Source organism: Phenylobacterium sp. (assembly GCF_036821595.1).
Taxonomy (GTDB): domain Bacteria; phylum Pseudomonadota; class Alphaproteobacteria; order Caulobacterales; family Caulobacteraceae; genus Phenylobacterium.
In genome coordinates this window covers 42,085-57,108 of the sequence record NZ_DAISJG010000006.1, presented here as the reverse complement: position 1 = coordinate 57,108, position 15,024 = coordinate 42,085, and the positions used below count along the sequence as shown (strand labels likewise).

Annotated in this window: 19 protein-coding genes; 16 read left to right on the top strand and 3 right to left on the bottom strand. The window is 70.3% G+C overall.

Going from position 1 to position 15,024, the window contains the following annotated elements; genetic code table 11:
• Window positions 1–73 precede the first annotated feature (73 nt).
• The 11 genes from infC to V7Z97_RS05060 all read left to right on the top strand — a co-directional run bounded on the left by infC (window position 74) and on the right by V7Z97_RS05060 (window position 10,040).
• Entirely contained in the window at window positions 74–595 is a 522-nt protein-coding gene (infC, locus tag V7Z97_RS05110; protein WP_257816266.1) for a translation initiation factor IF-3, read from the top strand.
• Between the two features lie 59 nt (window positions 596–654).
• Complete coding sequence (gene bla / locus V7Z97_RS05105; RefSeq protein ID WP_334161863.1) at window positions 655–1,476, top strand: subclass B3 metallo-beta-lactamase; 822 nt, start codon at window positions 655–657, stop codon at window positions 1,474–1,476.
• A 156-nt stretch (window positions 1,477–1,632) separates the two neighbouring features.
• Complete coding sequence (locus V7Z97_RS05100) at window positions 1,633–2,862, top strand: MFS transporter (RefSeq protein ID WP_442958009.1); 1,230 nt, start codon at window positions 1,633–1,635, stop codon at window positions 2,860–2,862.
• Window positions 2,859–3,707 (top strand): MFS transporter, encoded by an 849-nt coding sequence (locus tag V7Z97_RS05095; protein ID WP_334161861.1) that lies wholly within the window; start codon window positions 2,859–2,861, stop codon window positions 3,705–3,707. Before V7Z97_RS05100 ends, V7Z97_RS05095 begins: the two co-directional genes overlap by 4 nt.
• Window positions 3,623–4,051 (top strand): MFS transporter, encoded by a 429-nt coding sequence (locus tag V7Z97_RS05090; protein ID WP_334161860.1) that lies wholly within the window; start codon window positions 3,623–3,625, stop codon window positions 4,049–4,051. The genes V7Z97_RS05095 and V7Z97_RS05090 overlap by 85 nt, the downstream gene beginning before the upstream one ends.
• A 132-nt stretch (window positions 4,052–4,183) precedes the next feature.
• Complete coding sequence (gene rpmI / locus V7Z97_RS05085; protein WP_325459006.1) at window positions 4,184–4,387, top strand: 50S ribosomal protein L35; 204 nt, start codon at window positions 4,184–4,186, stop codon at window positions 4,385–4,387.
• A 13-nt stretch (window positions 4,388–4,400) separates the two neighbouring features.
• Complete coding sequence (rplT, locus tag V7Z97_RS05080; protein WP_325459007.1) at window positions 4,401–4,757, top strand: 50S ribosomal protein L20; 357 nt, start codon at window positions 4,401–4,403, stop codon at window positions 4,755–4,757.
• 114 nt (window positions 4,758–4,871) lie between these two features.
• Window positions 4,872–5,984, top strand: coding sequence for a phenylalanine--tRNA ligase subunit alpha (pheS, locus tag V7Z97_RS05075; protein WP_334161859.1), 1,113 nt, complete (start codon window positions 4,872–4,874; stop codon window positions 5,982–5,984).
• A gap of 19 nt (window positions 5,985–6,003) precedes the next feature.
• Window positions 6,004–8,427 (top strand): phenylalanine--tRNA ligase subunit beta, encoded by a 2,424-nt coding sequence (gene pheT / locus V7Z97_RS05070; protein WP_334161858.1) that lies wholly within the window; start codon window positions 6,004–6,006, stop codon window positions 8,425–8,427.
• Window positions 8,428–8,479: 52 nt separating this feature from the next.
• Entirely contained in the window at window positions 8,480–8,986 is a 507-nt protein-coding gene (locus tag V7Z97_RS05065) for a hypothetical protein (protein ID WP_334161857.1), read from the top strand.
• 199 nt (window positions 8,987–9,185) lie between these two features.
• Complete coding sequence (locus tag V7Z97_RS05060) at window positions 9,186–10,040, top strand: kelch repeat-containing protein (RefSeq protein WP_334161856.1); 855 nt, start codon at window positions 9,186–9,188, stop codon at window positions 10,038–10,040.
• A 57-nt stretch (window positions 10,041–10,097) separates the two neighbouring features.
• Here V7Z97_RS05060 and V7Z97_RS05055 read toward each other — a convergent pair whose 3' ends face one another.
• The gene (locus V7Z97_RS05055) at window positions 10,098–10,775 is read right to left on the bottom strand and encodes a DUF1134 domain-containing protein (RefSeq protein WP_334161855.1); all 678 of its coding nucleotides are present in this window, start codon (window positions 10,773–10,775) and stop codon (window positions 10,098–10,100) included.
• Between the two features lie 147 nt (window positions 10,776–10,922).
• Between V7Z97_RS05055 and lepA the strand changes: the two genes are divergently transcribed.
• A complete protein-coding gene (lepA, locus tag V7Z97_RS05050; protein WP_334161970.1) occupies window positions 10,923–12,731 on the top strand; it encodes a translation elongation factor 4 in 1,809 nt (602 codons plus the stop codon).
• A 152-nt stretch (window positions 12,732–12,883) separates the two neighbouring features.
• On the opposite strand, the gene V7Z97_RS05045 is transcribed toward lepA, so the two are convergent.
• Window positions 12,884–13,093, bottom strand: a complete 210-nt coding sequence (locus tag V7Z97_RS05045; RefSeq protein ID WP_334161854.1) for a hypothetical protein — start codon at window positions 13,091–13,093, stop codon at window positions 12,884–12,886.
• Between the two features lie 88 nt (window positions 13,094–13,181).
• Complete coding sequence (locus V7Z97_RS05040) at window positions 13,182–13,559, bottom strand: DUF2784 domain-containing protein (RefSeq protein WP_334161853.1); 378 nt, start codon at window positions 13,557–13,559, stop codon at window positions 13,182–13,184.
• 34 nt (window positions 13,560–13,593) lie between these two features.
• Between V7Z97_RS05040 and V7Z97_RS05035 the strand changes: the two genes are divergently transcribed.
• The 4 genes from V7Z97_RS05035 (at window position 13,594) to V7Z97_RS05020 (ending at window position 15,024) form a co-directional block, all read left to right on the top strand.
• On the top strand, window positions 13,594–14,052 hold the full coding sequence (locus V7Z97_RS05035; protein WP_334161852.1) for a DUF5615 family PIN-like protein: 459 nt from the start codon (window positions 13,594–13,596) through the stop codon (window positions 14,050–14,052).
• Between the two features lie 53 nt (window positions 14,053–14,105).
• A complete protein-coding gene (locus V7Z97_RS05030; protein WP_325459015.1) occupies window positions 14,106–14,243 on the top strand; it encodes an entericidin A/B family lipoprotein in 138 nt (45 codons plus the stop codon).
• 58 nt (window positions 14,244–14,301) lie between these two features.
• Window positions 14,302–14,526 carry a hypothetical protein gene (locus tag V7Z97_RS05025; RefSeq protein ID WP_334161851.1) on the top strand — a complete coding sequence of 75 codons (225 nt, stop codon included), beginning with the start codon at window positions 14,302–14,304 and terminating at the stop codon, window positions 14,524–14,526.
• 102 nt (window positions 14,527–14,628) lie between these two features.
• Complete coding sequence (locus V7Z97_RS05020) at window positions 14,629–15,024, top strand: DUF983 domain-containing protein (protein ID WP_334161850.1); 396 nt, start codon at window positions 14,629–14,631, stop codon at window positions 15,022–15,024.

Sequence of the window (15,024 nt, the reverse complement as noted above, 5' to 3'; positions counted from 1 at the left end):
GCGCGCCGGCGTTTTGCGTTGAAACCACCCGCTCGTCTAAACAGATCTAGGAGCCTCGCCTATTCGCCGCCCCATGCAGGCGCCGCCCGTCAAAGACGGTCCGCGCATAAACGATGAAATCCGCGTTCCCCGTGTCCTGCTCATCGACCAACACGGTGAGAAGCAGGGCGTGATGCCCACGTCCTCCGCCCTGGAGGCCGCTGAAGAAGCGGGCCTCGACCTGGTGGAGATCGTCCCGAACGCGGATCCGCCCGTTTGCAAGATCCTGGACTACGGCAAGTTCAAGTTCCAGGAGCAGAAGAAGAAGAACGAGGCGCGCAAGCGGCAGAAGGTGGTGGAGATCAAGGAGATCAAGCTCCGCCCGAACATCGACATCCACGACTACGAAGTCAAAGCCCGCTCGATGCACCGGTTCTTCGAGGAGGGCGACAAGGTGAAGGTCACCCTGCGCTTCCGCGGCCGCGAGCTGGCCCACCCGGAGCTCGGCATGAAGCTGCTGCAGAAGGTGAAGGCGGACTTCGAACCGGTGGCCAAGGTGGAGTACGAGCCCCGCATGGAGGGCCGCCAGATGATCATGATCCTGGCGCCCCGCTAGTGCGGACCGGACACCTGCGAATTCTGGGAGCGGTCGCCGTCACGGCGGCCGCTTTTCATTTGCCCGCCGCCGCCCAGCAGGGGCCGTCGCCCGAGAACGCGGCCTATCCGCCGTTCAGGATCGCCGAGGGCCTCTACTATATCGGCGCGGCCGACTACGCGGCCTACCTGCTGACCACGCGGGCCGGACTGATCGTCATCGACGGCGGCGACGCCATCACCGGCCGGCAGGCGGTGGCGAATATCCGCACCCTGGGCTTTGATCCGGCGCAGGTGAAGGTGCTGGTCAACAGCCACCAGCATTTCGACCACGCCGCGGGCCTGGCCGAGCTGAAGAAGGCCGCGCCGGGCGCCAGGCTCTACGTCAGCGCGCCCGACGCCCCGATCATCGAGGCGGGCGGCAAGGGCGACCCCTACCTCAAGGGCCCGGAGTGGGAGTACGAGCCCACCAAGGTCGACGTGATCCTGAAGGACGGCCAGAAGGTCAGCCTGGGCGGGGTCACGCTCACGGCGCACGTCACGCCCGGCCACACCAAGGGCTGCACAACCTGGACCTTCCCGGTGAGGGTCGCGGGCAAGGTGCGCCAGGCGCTGGTCCACTGCTCGTCCAGCGTGCTGCCGGGCTACCGGCTCACGGCGCCGGAGACCTATCCCGGCATGGCCGCCGACTACGAGAAGAGCCACCGGTTCTGGCTGAACGCGCCCTGCGAGGTGTTCCTGGCCAGCCACACCCGGTTCTTCGGCCTCGACGCCAAGAAGAAGGCGCTCGACGCCGGCAAGGCCGACGCCTTCGTCGATCCGGAGGGCTGCAAGGCCTACTACCAGGCCTCCTACAAGGCGTTCCGCGCGGTGCTCGAGAAACAGCAGGCGGCGGCGAAATGAACCGTCATCCTCCGGTCGCCCGCACGGGCGATCCGGGGGACCCAAGCTGACTCACGATGGGTCCCCCGCATCAGCCCGCGGCTGACCGCGGGATGAGGCGCAGGTGTGGCGCCGTTGTCCTTGTCGGCGTCCCGACCCCGTCCTAACACCGTTAACATGTCCGACTCCGCGCCGCGGGAGGCGACGCCGCCGCCGCGGTTCGCGGCCGCGGCGCTGATCTCGCTGATCTTCCTGAACATGCTGGGCTTCGGGATCGTCGTCCCGTTGCTGCCCTTCTACGCCAAGTCGTTCGACGCCCCGCCCTGGCAGATCGCCCTGATCTTCTCGGCCTTCTCCGTCGGGACCTTCTTCGGCGAGCCGTTCTGGGGCCGTCTTTCGGACAAGTACGGCCGCAAGCCGCTGCTGATCTCCACCATCCTGGCCAACTGCCTCTGCTACCTGGCGCTCGCCTTCGCACCGAACGCCTGGGCGGCGTTCGGGGTCAGGCTGCTCGGCGGCCTGTTCTCCGGCAACGGCTCGGTGATCCAGGGCTACATCGCCGACGTCACCCCGCCGGAGCGGCGGACGCGGGCGCTGAGCTACCAGAGCGCGGCCTGGAACGTCGGCCTGATCGTGGGGCCGTCGCTGGGCGGACTGTTCGCCCGGCCCGAGGCGGGGCCGATCGGCTTCCAGCTTCCGCTGTTCATCGCCGCGGGTCTGTTCGGGACCTGCGCGGTGGGCATCGCGCTGTTCATCCGCGAGAGCCGGCAGCGGGAGATGACCAACCTCCACCGGCCGAACCGCTGGGCCGCCACCGGCGAGGCGGCGCGCCATCCGGTGATCGGCCGGCTGATGCTGGTGACCTTCCTGGTGGGCTTCGCCTTCACGGGCGTGGAGTCGATCTTCGGCCTGTGGGCGCAGGCGCGCTACGGCTGGGGGCCGCGGGAGGTAGGCGTGGCCTTCGCCTTCGCCGGCGCGGCCTCGGCGCTCACCCAGATGACCGTCTCCGGCCCGCTCTCCGAGCGCTACGGCCAGGGCCGGATGCTGGCGCTCGGCATGGCCATCACCATGGTCTGCCTGGCGCTGCAGCCGGTCGTGCCCAGCGGGCCCGCGACCATCGCCCTGATGTCGCTGAGCGCGGTGGGCTCCTCCATCGCCTGGCCCAACGTGGCGGCGATGATCTCCGAAGCGGCCGACCCGCACCGGCAGGGCCAGATCCTCGGCCTGAACAACGCCATGGGCGCCCTGGCCCGGGTCATTGGGCCGTTCTCCGCGGGTCTGACCTTCGCGGGGCTGACGATCCACGGGCCCTTCCTGCAGGGCGCCCTGGCCGTGGCCCCGGCGATCTGGCTGGCGCTGGCCGCCGGCCAGCTGGCGGCGCGGCGGCGGGGCGGAGGCGTCCCGTGACCGCGCCGGCCGAGGAGCGGCGGGCGCTCATCGTCCTGCTGTCCGTGATCTTCCTGATGATCGCGGGCTTCGGCCTGGTCATCCCGCTCTTGCCCTTCTTCGCCCAGGCGTTCGACGCGCCCGCCTGGCAGGTCACCCTGATGTTCTCGGCCTTCTCCTTCGGCCAGTTCCTGGGCGAGCCGTTCTGGGGCCGGCTGTCGGACCGGATCGGCCGGCGGCCGGTGCTGATCCTGACCATCTCGCTGGTCGGGCTGAGCTACGCCGCCCTGGCCTTCGCGCCGAACATCTGGGTCGCCTTCGCGATCCGGTTCTTCAACGGGGTCTTCGCCGGCAACATCTCCACCCTGCAGGGGGCGATGGCCGACATCACCCCGCCCGAGAAGCGCGCCGGCCGCATGGGGATCATGGGGGCGGCGTTCAGCGCCGGCTTCGTCATGGGACCGGCGATCGGCGGCCTGCTGGCCCAGCCGAGCCGGGGCGCCCTGGGCTTCCAGCTGCCACTGCTGGTGGCGGCGGGCTTCGCCATCGCCTCGGCCGTGGCCGTGGTGGTCTTCGTGCGCGAGCACCGTCCCGAGCGGCCGCCGCACCGGCCGCTGAAGCGGCTGGCCGGCCTGCAGGAGGGTCTCGCCCACCCGGTGATCAGCCGGATGCTGATGATCAGCTTCATCGTCGTGGTGGGTTCGCCGGCATCGAGGCGACCTACGGCCTGTCGACCGAGACCCGCTTCGGCTGGGGCCCGCGCGAAATCGGCCTCGCCTTCATGGTCATCGGCCTGCTGGGCGCCGTCTGCCAGGGCTGGCTGTCGGGGCGGCTGGCCCGCCGCTACGGCGAGACCAACACCCTGACCGGCGGCCTGGTCTTCATGGGCCTGGGGCTCGTGGTGCAGTGGATCTCGCCGGTCTGGGGCGTGGCCATGCTGGGCTTCGCCTTCGTCTGCGTCGGCCAGTCGATCTGCTTCCCGAACCTGACGGCCCTGATCTCCCAGGCTGCGCCCTCGCATCGGCAGGGCGAGATGCTGGGCCTCAACATGAGCGGCATGGCCCTGGCGCGGATCGGCGGTCCGGTGCTGGCTGGCCAGCTGTTTTCCCTGGTGACGCCCGGCTCCCCCTTCGCCTTCGCCGCCCTGCTGATCCTGCCGGGCCTGTGGCTGGCGGTGCAGGTGCGGAACCGGATGCCGGCGCCGGCCTGAACGGGCGCTGGGAGTTGCATCCGGCCCCCGTTTCGCGTAATAGCCGCGCCCTTGCGAACCGCCTGGCCAAAGGCATGCCATGGCGGTTCATAAACACGACCAGAAGGACGGGGCCCCGCGCTCCGACGTGAAATGCCCAAACTGAAGACCAAGTCAGGCGTGAAGAAGCGCTTCAAGCTGACGGCGTCCGGCAAGCTGAAGGCCGGTGTGGCCGGCAAGCGCCACCGCCTGATCAGCCACAACGCCAAGTACATCCGTCAGAACCGCGGCACCAAGGTCATGAGCGAGGCCGACACCAAGCTCATCAAGACCTTCATGCCCTACGGCCTCAGCTAAGGAGCGCTGACAGATGGCTCGCGTGAAGAGGGGCGTGACCGCCCACGCCAAGCACAAGAAGGTCCTGGAGCAAGCCAAGGGCTTCTACGGGCGCCGCAAGAACACCATCCGCGCCGCCAAGGCGGCCGTGGACAAGGCCGGCCAGTACGCCTACCGCGACCGCAAGGTCCGCAAGCGCAACTTCCGTTCGCTGTGGATCCAGCGGATCAACGCCGCGGCGCGCCTGGAAGGCTTCACCTATTCCCGATTTATCTTCGGCCTTGAGAAGGCCGGGATCGAGATCGACCGCAAGGTCCTCGCGGACATCGCGGGCAACGACCCCACCGGTTTCAAGGCCATCGCCGACAAGGTTCGCGCCGCGCTGGCTTGAGACTTAGGGTCCGTTCGATCCTGAAAAGCTCAGAAGCCCTCCGGCCGAACCGCCGGAGGGCTTTTTGCTGCCCTCTTCACCCCGTGAAAGCAGCGCGCTAGGACACCGCTCCTCATGACCGACCTCACCCAACTCGAAGCCGACCTCACCGGCCGGATCGCCGCCGCGCAGGACGTCGCCGCCCTGGAGGCCGTGCGCGTCGAAGCGCTCGGCAAGTCCGGCTCGATCTCCGAGCTGCTCAAGACCATGGGCCGGCTCAGCCCGGACGAGCGCCGCGAGCGCGGGCCGCTGATCAACGGCCTGCGCGACCGCGTGGCCGCCGCCATCGCCGAGCGGAAGGCCGGGCTGGAGGCCGCCGAGCTGGAGGCCAAGCTCGCCGCCGAGCGGGTCGACCTCACCCTGCCCCCGCCGCCGGAGCGCCGCGGCCGCGTCCATCCCACCATGCAGGTGCTGGACGAGATGATCGCCATCTTCGCCGACATGGGCTTCGGCCTGGCGGAGGGGCCGGACATCGAGGACGACTTCCACAACTTCACGGCGCTCAACTTCCCGCCCAAGCACCCGGCGCGGGAGATGCACGACACCTTCTGGCTGCCCGAGAACGAGGCCGGGGAGCGCAAGCTGCTGCGCACCCACACCAGCCCGGTGCAGGTGCGCGTCATGCAGCAGGGCCAGAACGGCAAGCTGCCGTCCTGGATCGCGCAGGGCCAGGCGCCGCCGATCCGGGTGATCGTACCGGGCCGGGTCTACCGCTCGGACTCCGACGCCACCCACACGCCCATGTTCCACCAGATGGAAGGCCTGGTCATCGACCGGAACATCCACATGGGCCACCTGAAGTGGACGCTCGACGCCTTCACGCGGCGGTTCTTCGAGACCGACGCCGTGGTCACCCGCTTCCGGCCGCACCACTTCCCGTTCACCGAGCCCAGCTGCGAGATGGACGTGCAGTGCGACCGCTCGGGCGGCGCGATCAAGATCGGCGAGGGCTCCGACTGGCTGGAGATCCTGGGCGGCGGCATGGTGCACCCCAAGGTGCTGGAGAACTGCGGCCTCGATCCCGACGAGTGGCAGGGCTTCGCCTTCGGCCTCGGCATCGACCGGCTGGGAGCGCTGAAGTACGGCATGCCCGACCTGCGCGACATGTTCGCCGCCGACGTCCGCTGGCTGGAGCACTACGGCTTCTCGGCCTTCCAGGCGCCCAACCCCGCCACCGGCCTGAGCTGAGCGTCGAGAGGATAGCGAGATGAAGTTCACCCTCTCCTGGCTCAAGGAGCACCTGGACACCACCGCCACCGTCGAGGAGGTGGTCGAGGCCATGACCATGGCCGGCCTCGAGGTCGAGGGCGTCGAGAACCCGGCCGCCAAGCTCGCCAAGTTCACGGTGGCGAAGATCGTCGAGGCCGTGCAGCACCCCAACGCCGACAAGCTGCGGGTCTGCCAGGTCGACACCAAGGACGGACGGCTGGAGATCGTCTGCGGCGCGCCGAACGCGCGGGCGGGCCTGACCACCATCTATGCCCCGATCGGCGCCTATGTGCCGGGCTCGGGCGTCACGCTCGAGGCCCGGCCGGTGCGCGGCGTGGTCTCCAACGGCATGCTCTGCTCGGCCAAGGAGCTGGAGGTGGCCGAGGAGTCCGACGGCATCGTCGAACTGCCGGACGAGCTGCCGGTCGGCGCGTCGGCGACCGAGGCCTTCGGCCTGGAGGCGGTGATCGACTTCGAGGTGACGCCGAACCGGCCCGACTGGCTGGGCGTGCGCGGCATCGCCAGGGACCTCGCCGCGGCGGGCCTGGGCACGCTGAGGCCCGACGCGACCGAGCCCGTGCCCGGCGCCTTCCCCTGCCCGATCGAGATCCGGGTGGACGGCGAGGCGTGCCCGGTGTTCGCCGGCCGGCTGATCCGCGGCGTGAAGAACGGCCCCTCCCCCGCCTGGCTGCAGCAGCGGCTGGCGAGCGTCGGCCTGCGCCCGATCAACGCCCTGGTGGATGTCACCAACTACATCTCCTACGACCGCGCGCGGCCGCTGCACGTCTATGACCGCGCGCTGCTGGTGGGCGAGACGATCGAGGCGCGCCTGGGCCGCGGCCCGGCCGAGCCTTCCGGCGAGGACCAGCCGACGCCGCACGCCCACAAGGACGAGCAGCTCATCGCGCTCGACGGCAAGACCTACGACATCACCCCGGAGATGTGCGTCATCGCCGACGCGGACGGCCAGCGTCCGGTCGGCCTGGGCGGCGTGATGGGCGGCGAGAGCACGGGCTGCTCCGAGGCCACCGTCGACGTCTTCGTGGAGTGCGCCTGGTTCGATCCGATCCGCACGGCGCAGACCGGGCGGACCACCGGCATCACCTCCGACGCCCAGTACCGCTTCGCCCGGGGCGTGGACCCGGAGAGCGTGGTCCCGGGTCTGGAGCTCGCCACCCGGATGATCCTCGATCTTTGCGGCGGCGAGGCCTCCGACATCCGGGTCGCCGGCCAGGCGCCGGCGCCGCCGGCGGCGTTCGACTTCGACCGGGCCTATGTGAAGAAGCTGTCCGGCCTCGACCTGCCGCGGGCGCGGACGGACGAGATCCTCCAGAAGCTGGGCTTCCAGCTTTCGGGCGAGAGCGTCCAGCCGCCGTCCTGGCGCCGGGACGTGGAGGGCAAGGCCGACCTCGTGGAGGAGGTCGCCCGGATCGCCGGCTACGACAACCTGCCCACCGACCCCCTGCCGGAGGTCGCGACCCCGGCCGGCGGCGCGCTGACGGTGCGCCAGACCCGCATGCGCAACGCCCGCCGGGCGCTGGCGGCGCGCGGCTATTCCGAGGCGCTGACCTGGAGCTTCATGCGCACCGAGTGGGCCGAGATGTTCGGCGGCGGCCAGCCGGAACTGGTGCTGGCCAACCCGATCGCCTCGGACCTCGCCTGCATGCGCCCCTCGGTGCTGCCGAACCTGATCGAGGCGGCGGCTCGCAACGCCCGCAAGGGCTTCGCGGACGTCGCCCTGTTCGAGGTGGGCCCGAACTTCCGGGACGACCGGCCGGAGGACCAGTGGACGGCGGTGGCCGCCCTCCAGGCGCCCCGCCCGCCGCGTCGCTGGGACGGCGCCAGGACCGACCCGCTGTTCGCGCTGAAGGCCGACCTGATGTTCCTGCTGGAGGAGCTGGGCACGCCGGCGCTGCAGACCGTCCAGGGGAGCAATTCACCCTGGTGGCACCCGGGCCGCTCGGCCCGGCTGCAGCTCGGCCCGAAGAACGTGGTCGCCGAGTTCGGCGAACTGCACCCGCGCATCCTGAGGGCGCTCGACGCCGACGCCCCGATGCTGGCCTTCGAGCTGAACCTGGAGGCGATCCCCGAGGGCAAGCGCAAGGCGATCAAGACCAAGTCCGCGCTCGAGCTCTCGGCGCTGATGCCCCTGCGGCGCGACTTCGCCTTCGTGGTGGCGGAGGCGACGCCGGCCGGCGACCTGATCCGCCCGATCCTGGGCGCCGACAAGGCGCTGATCGCCGACGCCCGCGTCTTCGACGTCTACCAGGGCAAGGGCGTGCCGGAGGGGACCAAGTCGGTGGCCGTCGAGGTGGTCGTCCAGCCGCGCGAGAAGACCCTCACCGACGCCGAGATCGAGGCGCTGTCGGCGAAGATCGTGGCGGCGGCCGAGAAGGCGGTCGGGGCGAAGCTCAGGAGCTGACCGCGGCGCGCCGCCGACTTGCGCCGGCCCCTGTCGGCCGCGAGGGTCGGGCATGGCCGATTCCACCCCCTCGCGCTCGTGCGCCGGCTGCGACGCCTGCTGCACGGTGATGGCGGTGCGCGAGCTGCCCAAGGCGGCGGGCGAGCCGTGCCGACACTTGCTGGGCGGCGCGCGGGGCTGCGCGATCTGGGGGGATCACCCCGCGTCATGCCAGACATTCCACTGCCTCTGGCGGCACGGCGAGGCGCCCGAGCGCCTGTTCCCGCCGGACTGCGGCTTTCTGCTGGCGGCCGGCGAGCGCGACCGCTGGCCGGTGGGGGTGCAGGTCGTCTCGCTGCCGGGCCGGCGCCTCGCCTGGAACACCCCCGAGAACCGCGCGACGTTCACCGCCCTGGCCGCGGACTGGAACTGTGTGGTGACGATCACCGGCGAGGACGGCCGCGCCACCCACGCCTTCTCGCCGCGCGGCCGGGTCTATTCCCGCACGCTGCATCCCGAGGTGTTCCCGGACGGCGGGGCGGTCGTGGCGGCGCCCAGGTCGGACTACCGGACCGACTGAGACTGCAGGTGACGCAGGTCACAGTCGGGTTCGTGCCTCTCCCACAGGTTGTCGCTCGCGACCGACACCTCCGCCGCGCCTAGCCGCGGCTCTCGAGCCGCCAGTGCGCGTCCGCTTCCCAGTGCCACCATTGGCTTTCAAGCGTCCCCGGCGCCTGCACCCGCGCGCGCCGCCCCGTCTCCCTGGAAGGAAAACTCCCATGAGCCTCGTAGACGCACCTCCGGTCTCCAAGGCGGCCACCACCGGCTGGTCGCTGATCGGAACCTCCCCCACGTCCGCCGTGGTCAACGCCCGCACGGTGACCTTCAACGGCCGCCTCTGGGGCCTGGGCGCCAGTCCAAGCAGCTCGGTGGTCTCCTCGCCCGACGGCCTGGAGTGGAAGTCGAACGCCAGCCTGCCCTGGCGCACCAGCCCCGCCGCCTGCGCCCACAACGGGGCCCTCTGGGTGACCGGCGGCGCGCTGGAGGAGGCGACCAGCGACGTGTTCAGCTCCCCGGACGGACTGCACTGGACCCATACCGTCGCGCCGTGGCCGCCGCGGTTCGGCCACTGCGTGGTCTCGGACGGCGACCACATCACCCTGTTCGGCGGCCGCACCATGACCGGGACGTTCTACGACGATGTCTGGGTCTCGAAGGACGGGATCACCTGGACCAGCGCCGGCAAGGCCGACATCTCCACCAACGGCGCGGCCGCCGTGGTCGGCCCGGACCTCTGCCTGATCAACACGATCTCGGCATGGGTCCACTGGTTCAGCGGCGGGAAGTGGCAGCCGCCCGAGACCGCGCCGTGGCCGACGCCGCGCATTTCCCCGGGTGTGGCCGTCATCGACGACGTGCTCTACCTGGTCGGCGGCGGCGTCGGCGGCGCCCCCAGCAACGACATGTGGAGCGCCACCGGGCCGGGGACCTGGGAGGCCCAGCCGAGCGCCCCTTGGACGGGCGCTCTCAGCGGGATCGGCTGCGGCGAGCTGAACGGCTCGGTGATCGTATTCGGCGGCGCCGACGCCCACGGAACCGCGAGGCCCGAGATCTACCGCTACATCCCAGGCTAGGTCCGGCTCGCAAGACTCGCCCCCGCGCCGGCCGGCGCGGGGTTGGGCGGCGCCTGTCTAGAACGGCAGGATGTGGCGCTTCTTGGAGTAGCTGAGGTAGCCGACGTTGGCGCCCAGCCGGACGCCGACGCCCGCCCGGATCGGGGCCAGGGTGACGCCAGCGGCCTTCTGGTAGTTCACACCCAGGCCGCCGACGAAGTAGGCGGAGCCCTCGACGCCCGGGAACCGCTGGAACAGGGTCTCGGGGTCCTCGAGGTCGTAGCAGAGGGTGAACACCCGGCTGGCGTTGCCGCCGAAGTCCCAGCCGGCCGACGGGCCCTGCCAGTAGACCTCCACCGGCTCGCGGCCTTTCATGTAGAGCAGGCCTCGACCGTAGCGGGCGCCGAACACCAGGGCGCCGGAGCCTTCCTCGCCCGCGATGTAGGCCGTGGGCCGGCCGTTCTTCGCGAACACCTTCTCCACCGCCGCGCCGGCGGTCTCCGCCGTCACACCCATGAAGTCGGAGACGTTCTGGACCATCTCGTCGCGCGTGTAGGTCTCCACCTGCCCCGGCTGCTGGGCCGGGTAGCTGGGCGTCGAGTTCGGCGGCGGCGGCGCCTCGGCGCGCGGCGGGGCGGTTTCGTCGACGGCGCGAGCCGGCGGCAGGTCGCGGATTTCGGTCGCGGGCTGGGCGCGCGCCACGGCGGCGGTCCCGAGCGTCACCAGCCCGGCTGCGATGAGGGTGCGGCGATCCATGGGCGCGTCTTCTCCTTCAGGTGTCTCAGCCAGCTCCCGCCCAGGGCCAGTGAATGAACATCGCAGTTTAACGGCGGATTAACCACGCACGCCGTGACGCGACGCCGCGTCCCTCGCAGTAGCCGCGATATGTGCTAGAGGGCGCGCCTGATGAGCACTCCCCTCGACAAGATCCGCAACTTTTCCATCGTGGCGCACATCGACCACGGCAAGTCGACCCTGTCCGACCGGCTGATCCAGGAAACCGGCGCGCTGACCGCCCGGGAGATGTCCGAGCAGGTGCTCGACAACATGGACATCGAGCGCGAGCGCGGGATCACCATCAAGGCCCAGACCGTGCGCCTGCACTACAAGGCCGACGACGGCGAGACCTACGTCCTGAACCTGATGGACACCCCCGGCCACGTGGACTTCGCCTACGAGGTCTCGCGCAGCCTGGCGGCCTGCGAGGGCTCGATCCTGGTGGTGGACGCCAGCCAGGGGGTCGAGGCCCAGACGCTCGCCAACGTCTACCAGGCGATCGACAACAACCACGAGATAGTGCCGGTCCTGAACAAGGTCGACCTGCCGGCCGCGGAGCCGGAGCGGGTGCGCCAGCAGATCGAGGACGTCATCGGCCTCGACGCTTCCGACGCGGTGTTGGCCTCCGCCAAGACGGGCCTCGGCATCCACGACGTGCTCGAAGCCGTGGTGAAGCGCCTGCCGGCCCCGAAGGGCGATCCTAACGCGCCGCTGAAGGCCCTGCTGGTGGACGCCTGGTACGACCCGTACCTGGGCGTGGTGGTGCTGGTCCGCGTGATCGACGGCACGCTGCGCTCGGGCCAGCGCATCCGCATGATGCAGACCGGCTCGACCCACCTGATCGATCGGATCGGCTACTTCCGACCCAAGCGCACCGAGGTGGAGGAGCTGGGGCCCGGCGAGATCGGCTTCATCACCGCCCAGATCAAGGAAGTCGCCCACGCCGCGGTCGGCGACACCATCACCGACGAGCGCAAGCCCGCGGACCAGCCGCTGCCGGGCTTCCGGGAGGTGCAGCCGGTGGTGTTCTGCGGCCTGTTCCCGGTGGACGCGGCCGATTTCGAGGACCTCCGCGCCGCGATCGGCCGCCTGCGCCTGAACGACGCCTCCTTCACCTACGAGATGGAGACCAGCGCCGCGCTCGGCTTCGGCTTCCGCTGCGGCTTCCTGGGGCTGCTGCACCTGGAGATCATCCAGGAGCGGCTCAGCCGCGAGTTCGACCTCGACCTGATCGCGACGGCTCCCAGCGTCGTCTACAAGATCAGGATGACCGACGGCTCGGAGATCGAGCTGCACAACCCGGCCGACCTGCCGGACCCGGTGAAGATCGAGAGCATCTCCGAGCCCTGGATCAAGGCCACCATCTTCACGCCCGACGAGTACCTCGGCTCGATCATCAAGCTCTGCCAGGACCGCCGCGGCGAGCAGCGCGAGCTGTCCTACGTGGGCGCGCGGGCCATGCTGGTCTACGACCTGCCGCTGAACGAGGTGGTGTTCGACTTCTACGACCGGCTGAAGTCGATCTCGAAGGGCTACGCCTCCTTCGACTACACGATCGAGGAATACCGCGAGGGTGACCTCGTGAAGATGTCGATCCTGGTCAACGCCGAGCCCGTGGACGCCCTTTCCATGCTCGTCCACCGAAACCGCGCCGAGCAGCGCGGCCGCGGCATGGTCGAGAAGATGAAGGAGCTGATCCCGCCGCACATGTTCCAGATCCCGATCCAGGCGGCGATAGGCGGACGGATCATCGCGCGCGAGACCGTGCGGGCGCTGCGCAAGGACGTGACGGCCAAGTGCTACGGCGGCGACGCCAGCCGCAAGCGCAAGCTCCTCGACAAGCAGAAGGAGGGCAAGAAGCGCATGCGGCAGTTCGGCAAGGTCGAGATCCCGCAGGAAGCCTTCATCGCCGCCCTGAAGATGGACGCGGACTGACCTTCAGGGGCATCCCGGTTTCGGCGAAGCCGAAGACCGGGATCCATCTGCGCTGCCCATGATGAGAAAGGCGCAAGCGTCGCCGCCGCGCCCGCCTCAGGCCCACTCGGTGATCACTGGGTCCCGGACAGCCGCTGCGCCGGGATGACACGTCAGATCTGGTTGAACTCGCCGCAGCGGCACTTCACGACGAGGTCGGCCAGCGCCTCGCGGTCCTGGGCGGTGAAGATGACGTCGTCGCAGGCGCCGCAGACGAACCGCGCGCCCTGGCTCTGCACCGAGGATTCCAGCGCCTCCACAACGGTCCGGCGGCCGACGAACAGGCCGGGGAAGGTGCGCATCGGGACGGCAAGCATGGACACTGACACTCCAGGAACTCTGGGCCGGCTATAGCCCAGCCCCTTCGCACCTGCAAAAACTCTTCGGTGAAGAGATTGTTGCAGCGCAGCGTTATGCGAGCTTCGCCCGTTCCGGCGGCACGCGGCGCCACAGGACGAGCACCAGGGCGAACAGCGCGAGGTAGAGGGCCGTGAAGGCCCACATCGGCAGGGGCCAGTAGATCAGGCCGTTCACGATCCGCATGATCATCGGCGCCTCGGCCCCGCCGCCGGTCAGGTCGTCCTGCCAGATGGTCAGGAAGCAGGCGCGGCCCAGCACCGCCTGGATCGCCACGACCACCCAGGAGGCCAGGTGCAGCGCCCGCCACCAGCGGATCCGGACCCAGCCCCAGCCCAACCGGGCGCCGAGCGGGATGGCCACGAGCCCCAGGACGTTGAAGGCGATCACCAGGAGGTGGACCGCGAGCACGAGCTGGCCGAGGATGGGCATGCCACGAGCCTAGGCCCTTCCGCGTTGAATCCCCATGCGGTTCCTGTGCGACGAGATGCTGGTGCGCCTGGCCCGCCTGCTCCGGGCGGCGGGGTACGACACCTATCTGGCGGGCGGCGGCGAGAAGGACGCCGCCCTGCTGCACATCGCCCGCGAGGAAGGCCGCATCCTGCTCACCCGCGACCGGCGGCTGGCGGAGGCGGCCCTGCCCGAATCGGTGCTGATCGAGGGCCGCGGCGTCGAGGCCGAGGCCGAGAGCCTGACCCGCAACGTGGTGCTGGACTGGGACTTCGCCCCGTTCAGCCGCTGCGTCATGGACAACGCCCGGCTGCGGCAGGCCACCCTCGACGAGATCGACCGCATGCCCGCCCAGGCCCAGGCGCTGCCGGGGCCGTTCCGCGCCTGCCCGGCCTGCGGGCGGCTCTACTGGCCGGGCAGCCATGTGCGGCGCATGTCCGCCCGGCTGTCGGGGCTTTCCGCGCCGGAGGCTTGACGCGCGCCGCCGCACATCCGAAATGGCGGCCCGTGAAGACGGGTGGGAACCACATGCGCAAACTGATCGTGCTGGGCGCCGCGCTTTCGGCGCTCTGGGTGTCCGGGTGCAACACGCTGTCCGGCCTGGGCCGCGACCTCTCCGCCGCCGGCGACGCGGTGAGCAGCACGGCCGAGGACGCCAAGCGCTAAGGGAACAGGCCGCCTCGGCGCGCCGTTCGACGGGGACCAACCACGATGGAGGTCCCCCATGAGCACGTCCAAGCATCCCGGCCCCGGCGAGGCCACGCCTCCGCGCGACGACCTGCAGGACGATCCCGGCATCGGCGCCTCCCGCGGCACGACGATCGCGGGCGAGGATCCGCACATCCTGCGCGGCGACGAGGCGGAGAACACCGAGGAGGGCGACGTTGGCAATGACGCCGACGCCACCGGCGCGCCGACGCCCCTCGAACAGCACCGCACCAACAGGTAGCCGCGGCGGGGCGGCCACGGCCGCCCCAAATCGGGTCCGAAGCCTGCGGCATGACGCCGTTCGCTCTTCCTAAACCGCGGCCGGCGGGCCATATGGCGGCGCATGGCTGAAATCCGGCATCCGCTCGGCCGCTCCGTCTCCCGCGGTCTCCAGCACCACTGTCCCGCGTGCGGGAAGGGCAGGCTGTTTCGGAAGTACCTGAAGGTCTCCGAACGCTGCGAGGCCTGCGACCACGAGCTCGGGCGCTATCCGGCCGACGACGGCCCGGCCTATCTGACCATCCTGCTGGTCGGCCACCTGATCGTGGCCCCCATGCTGTTCTTCCCGATCGTCTGGGAAAGCTCGGCCTTCTATTCCGTGCCGATCATCCTGGGATCGCTGGGCCTGATCACCCTGCTCGCCCTGCCGCGGATCAAGGGGGGCTGGATCGGGCTGATGTACGCGCTGGGCATGCGCGACACCGAGGCCCGCTTCCACACCGCCGACGCCGCCGACTGA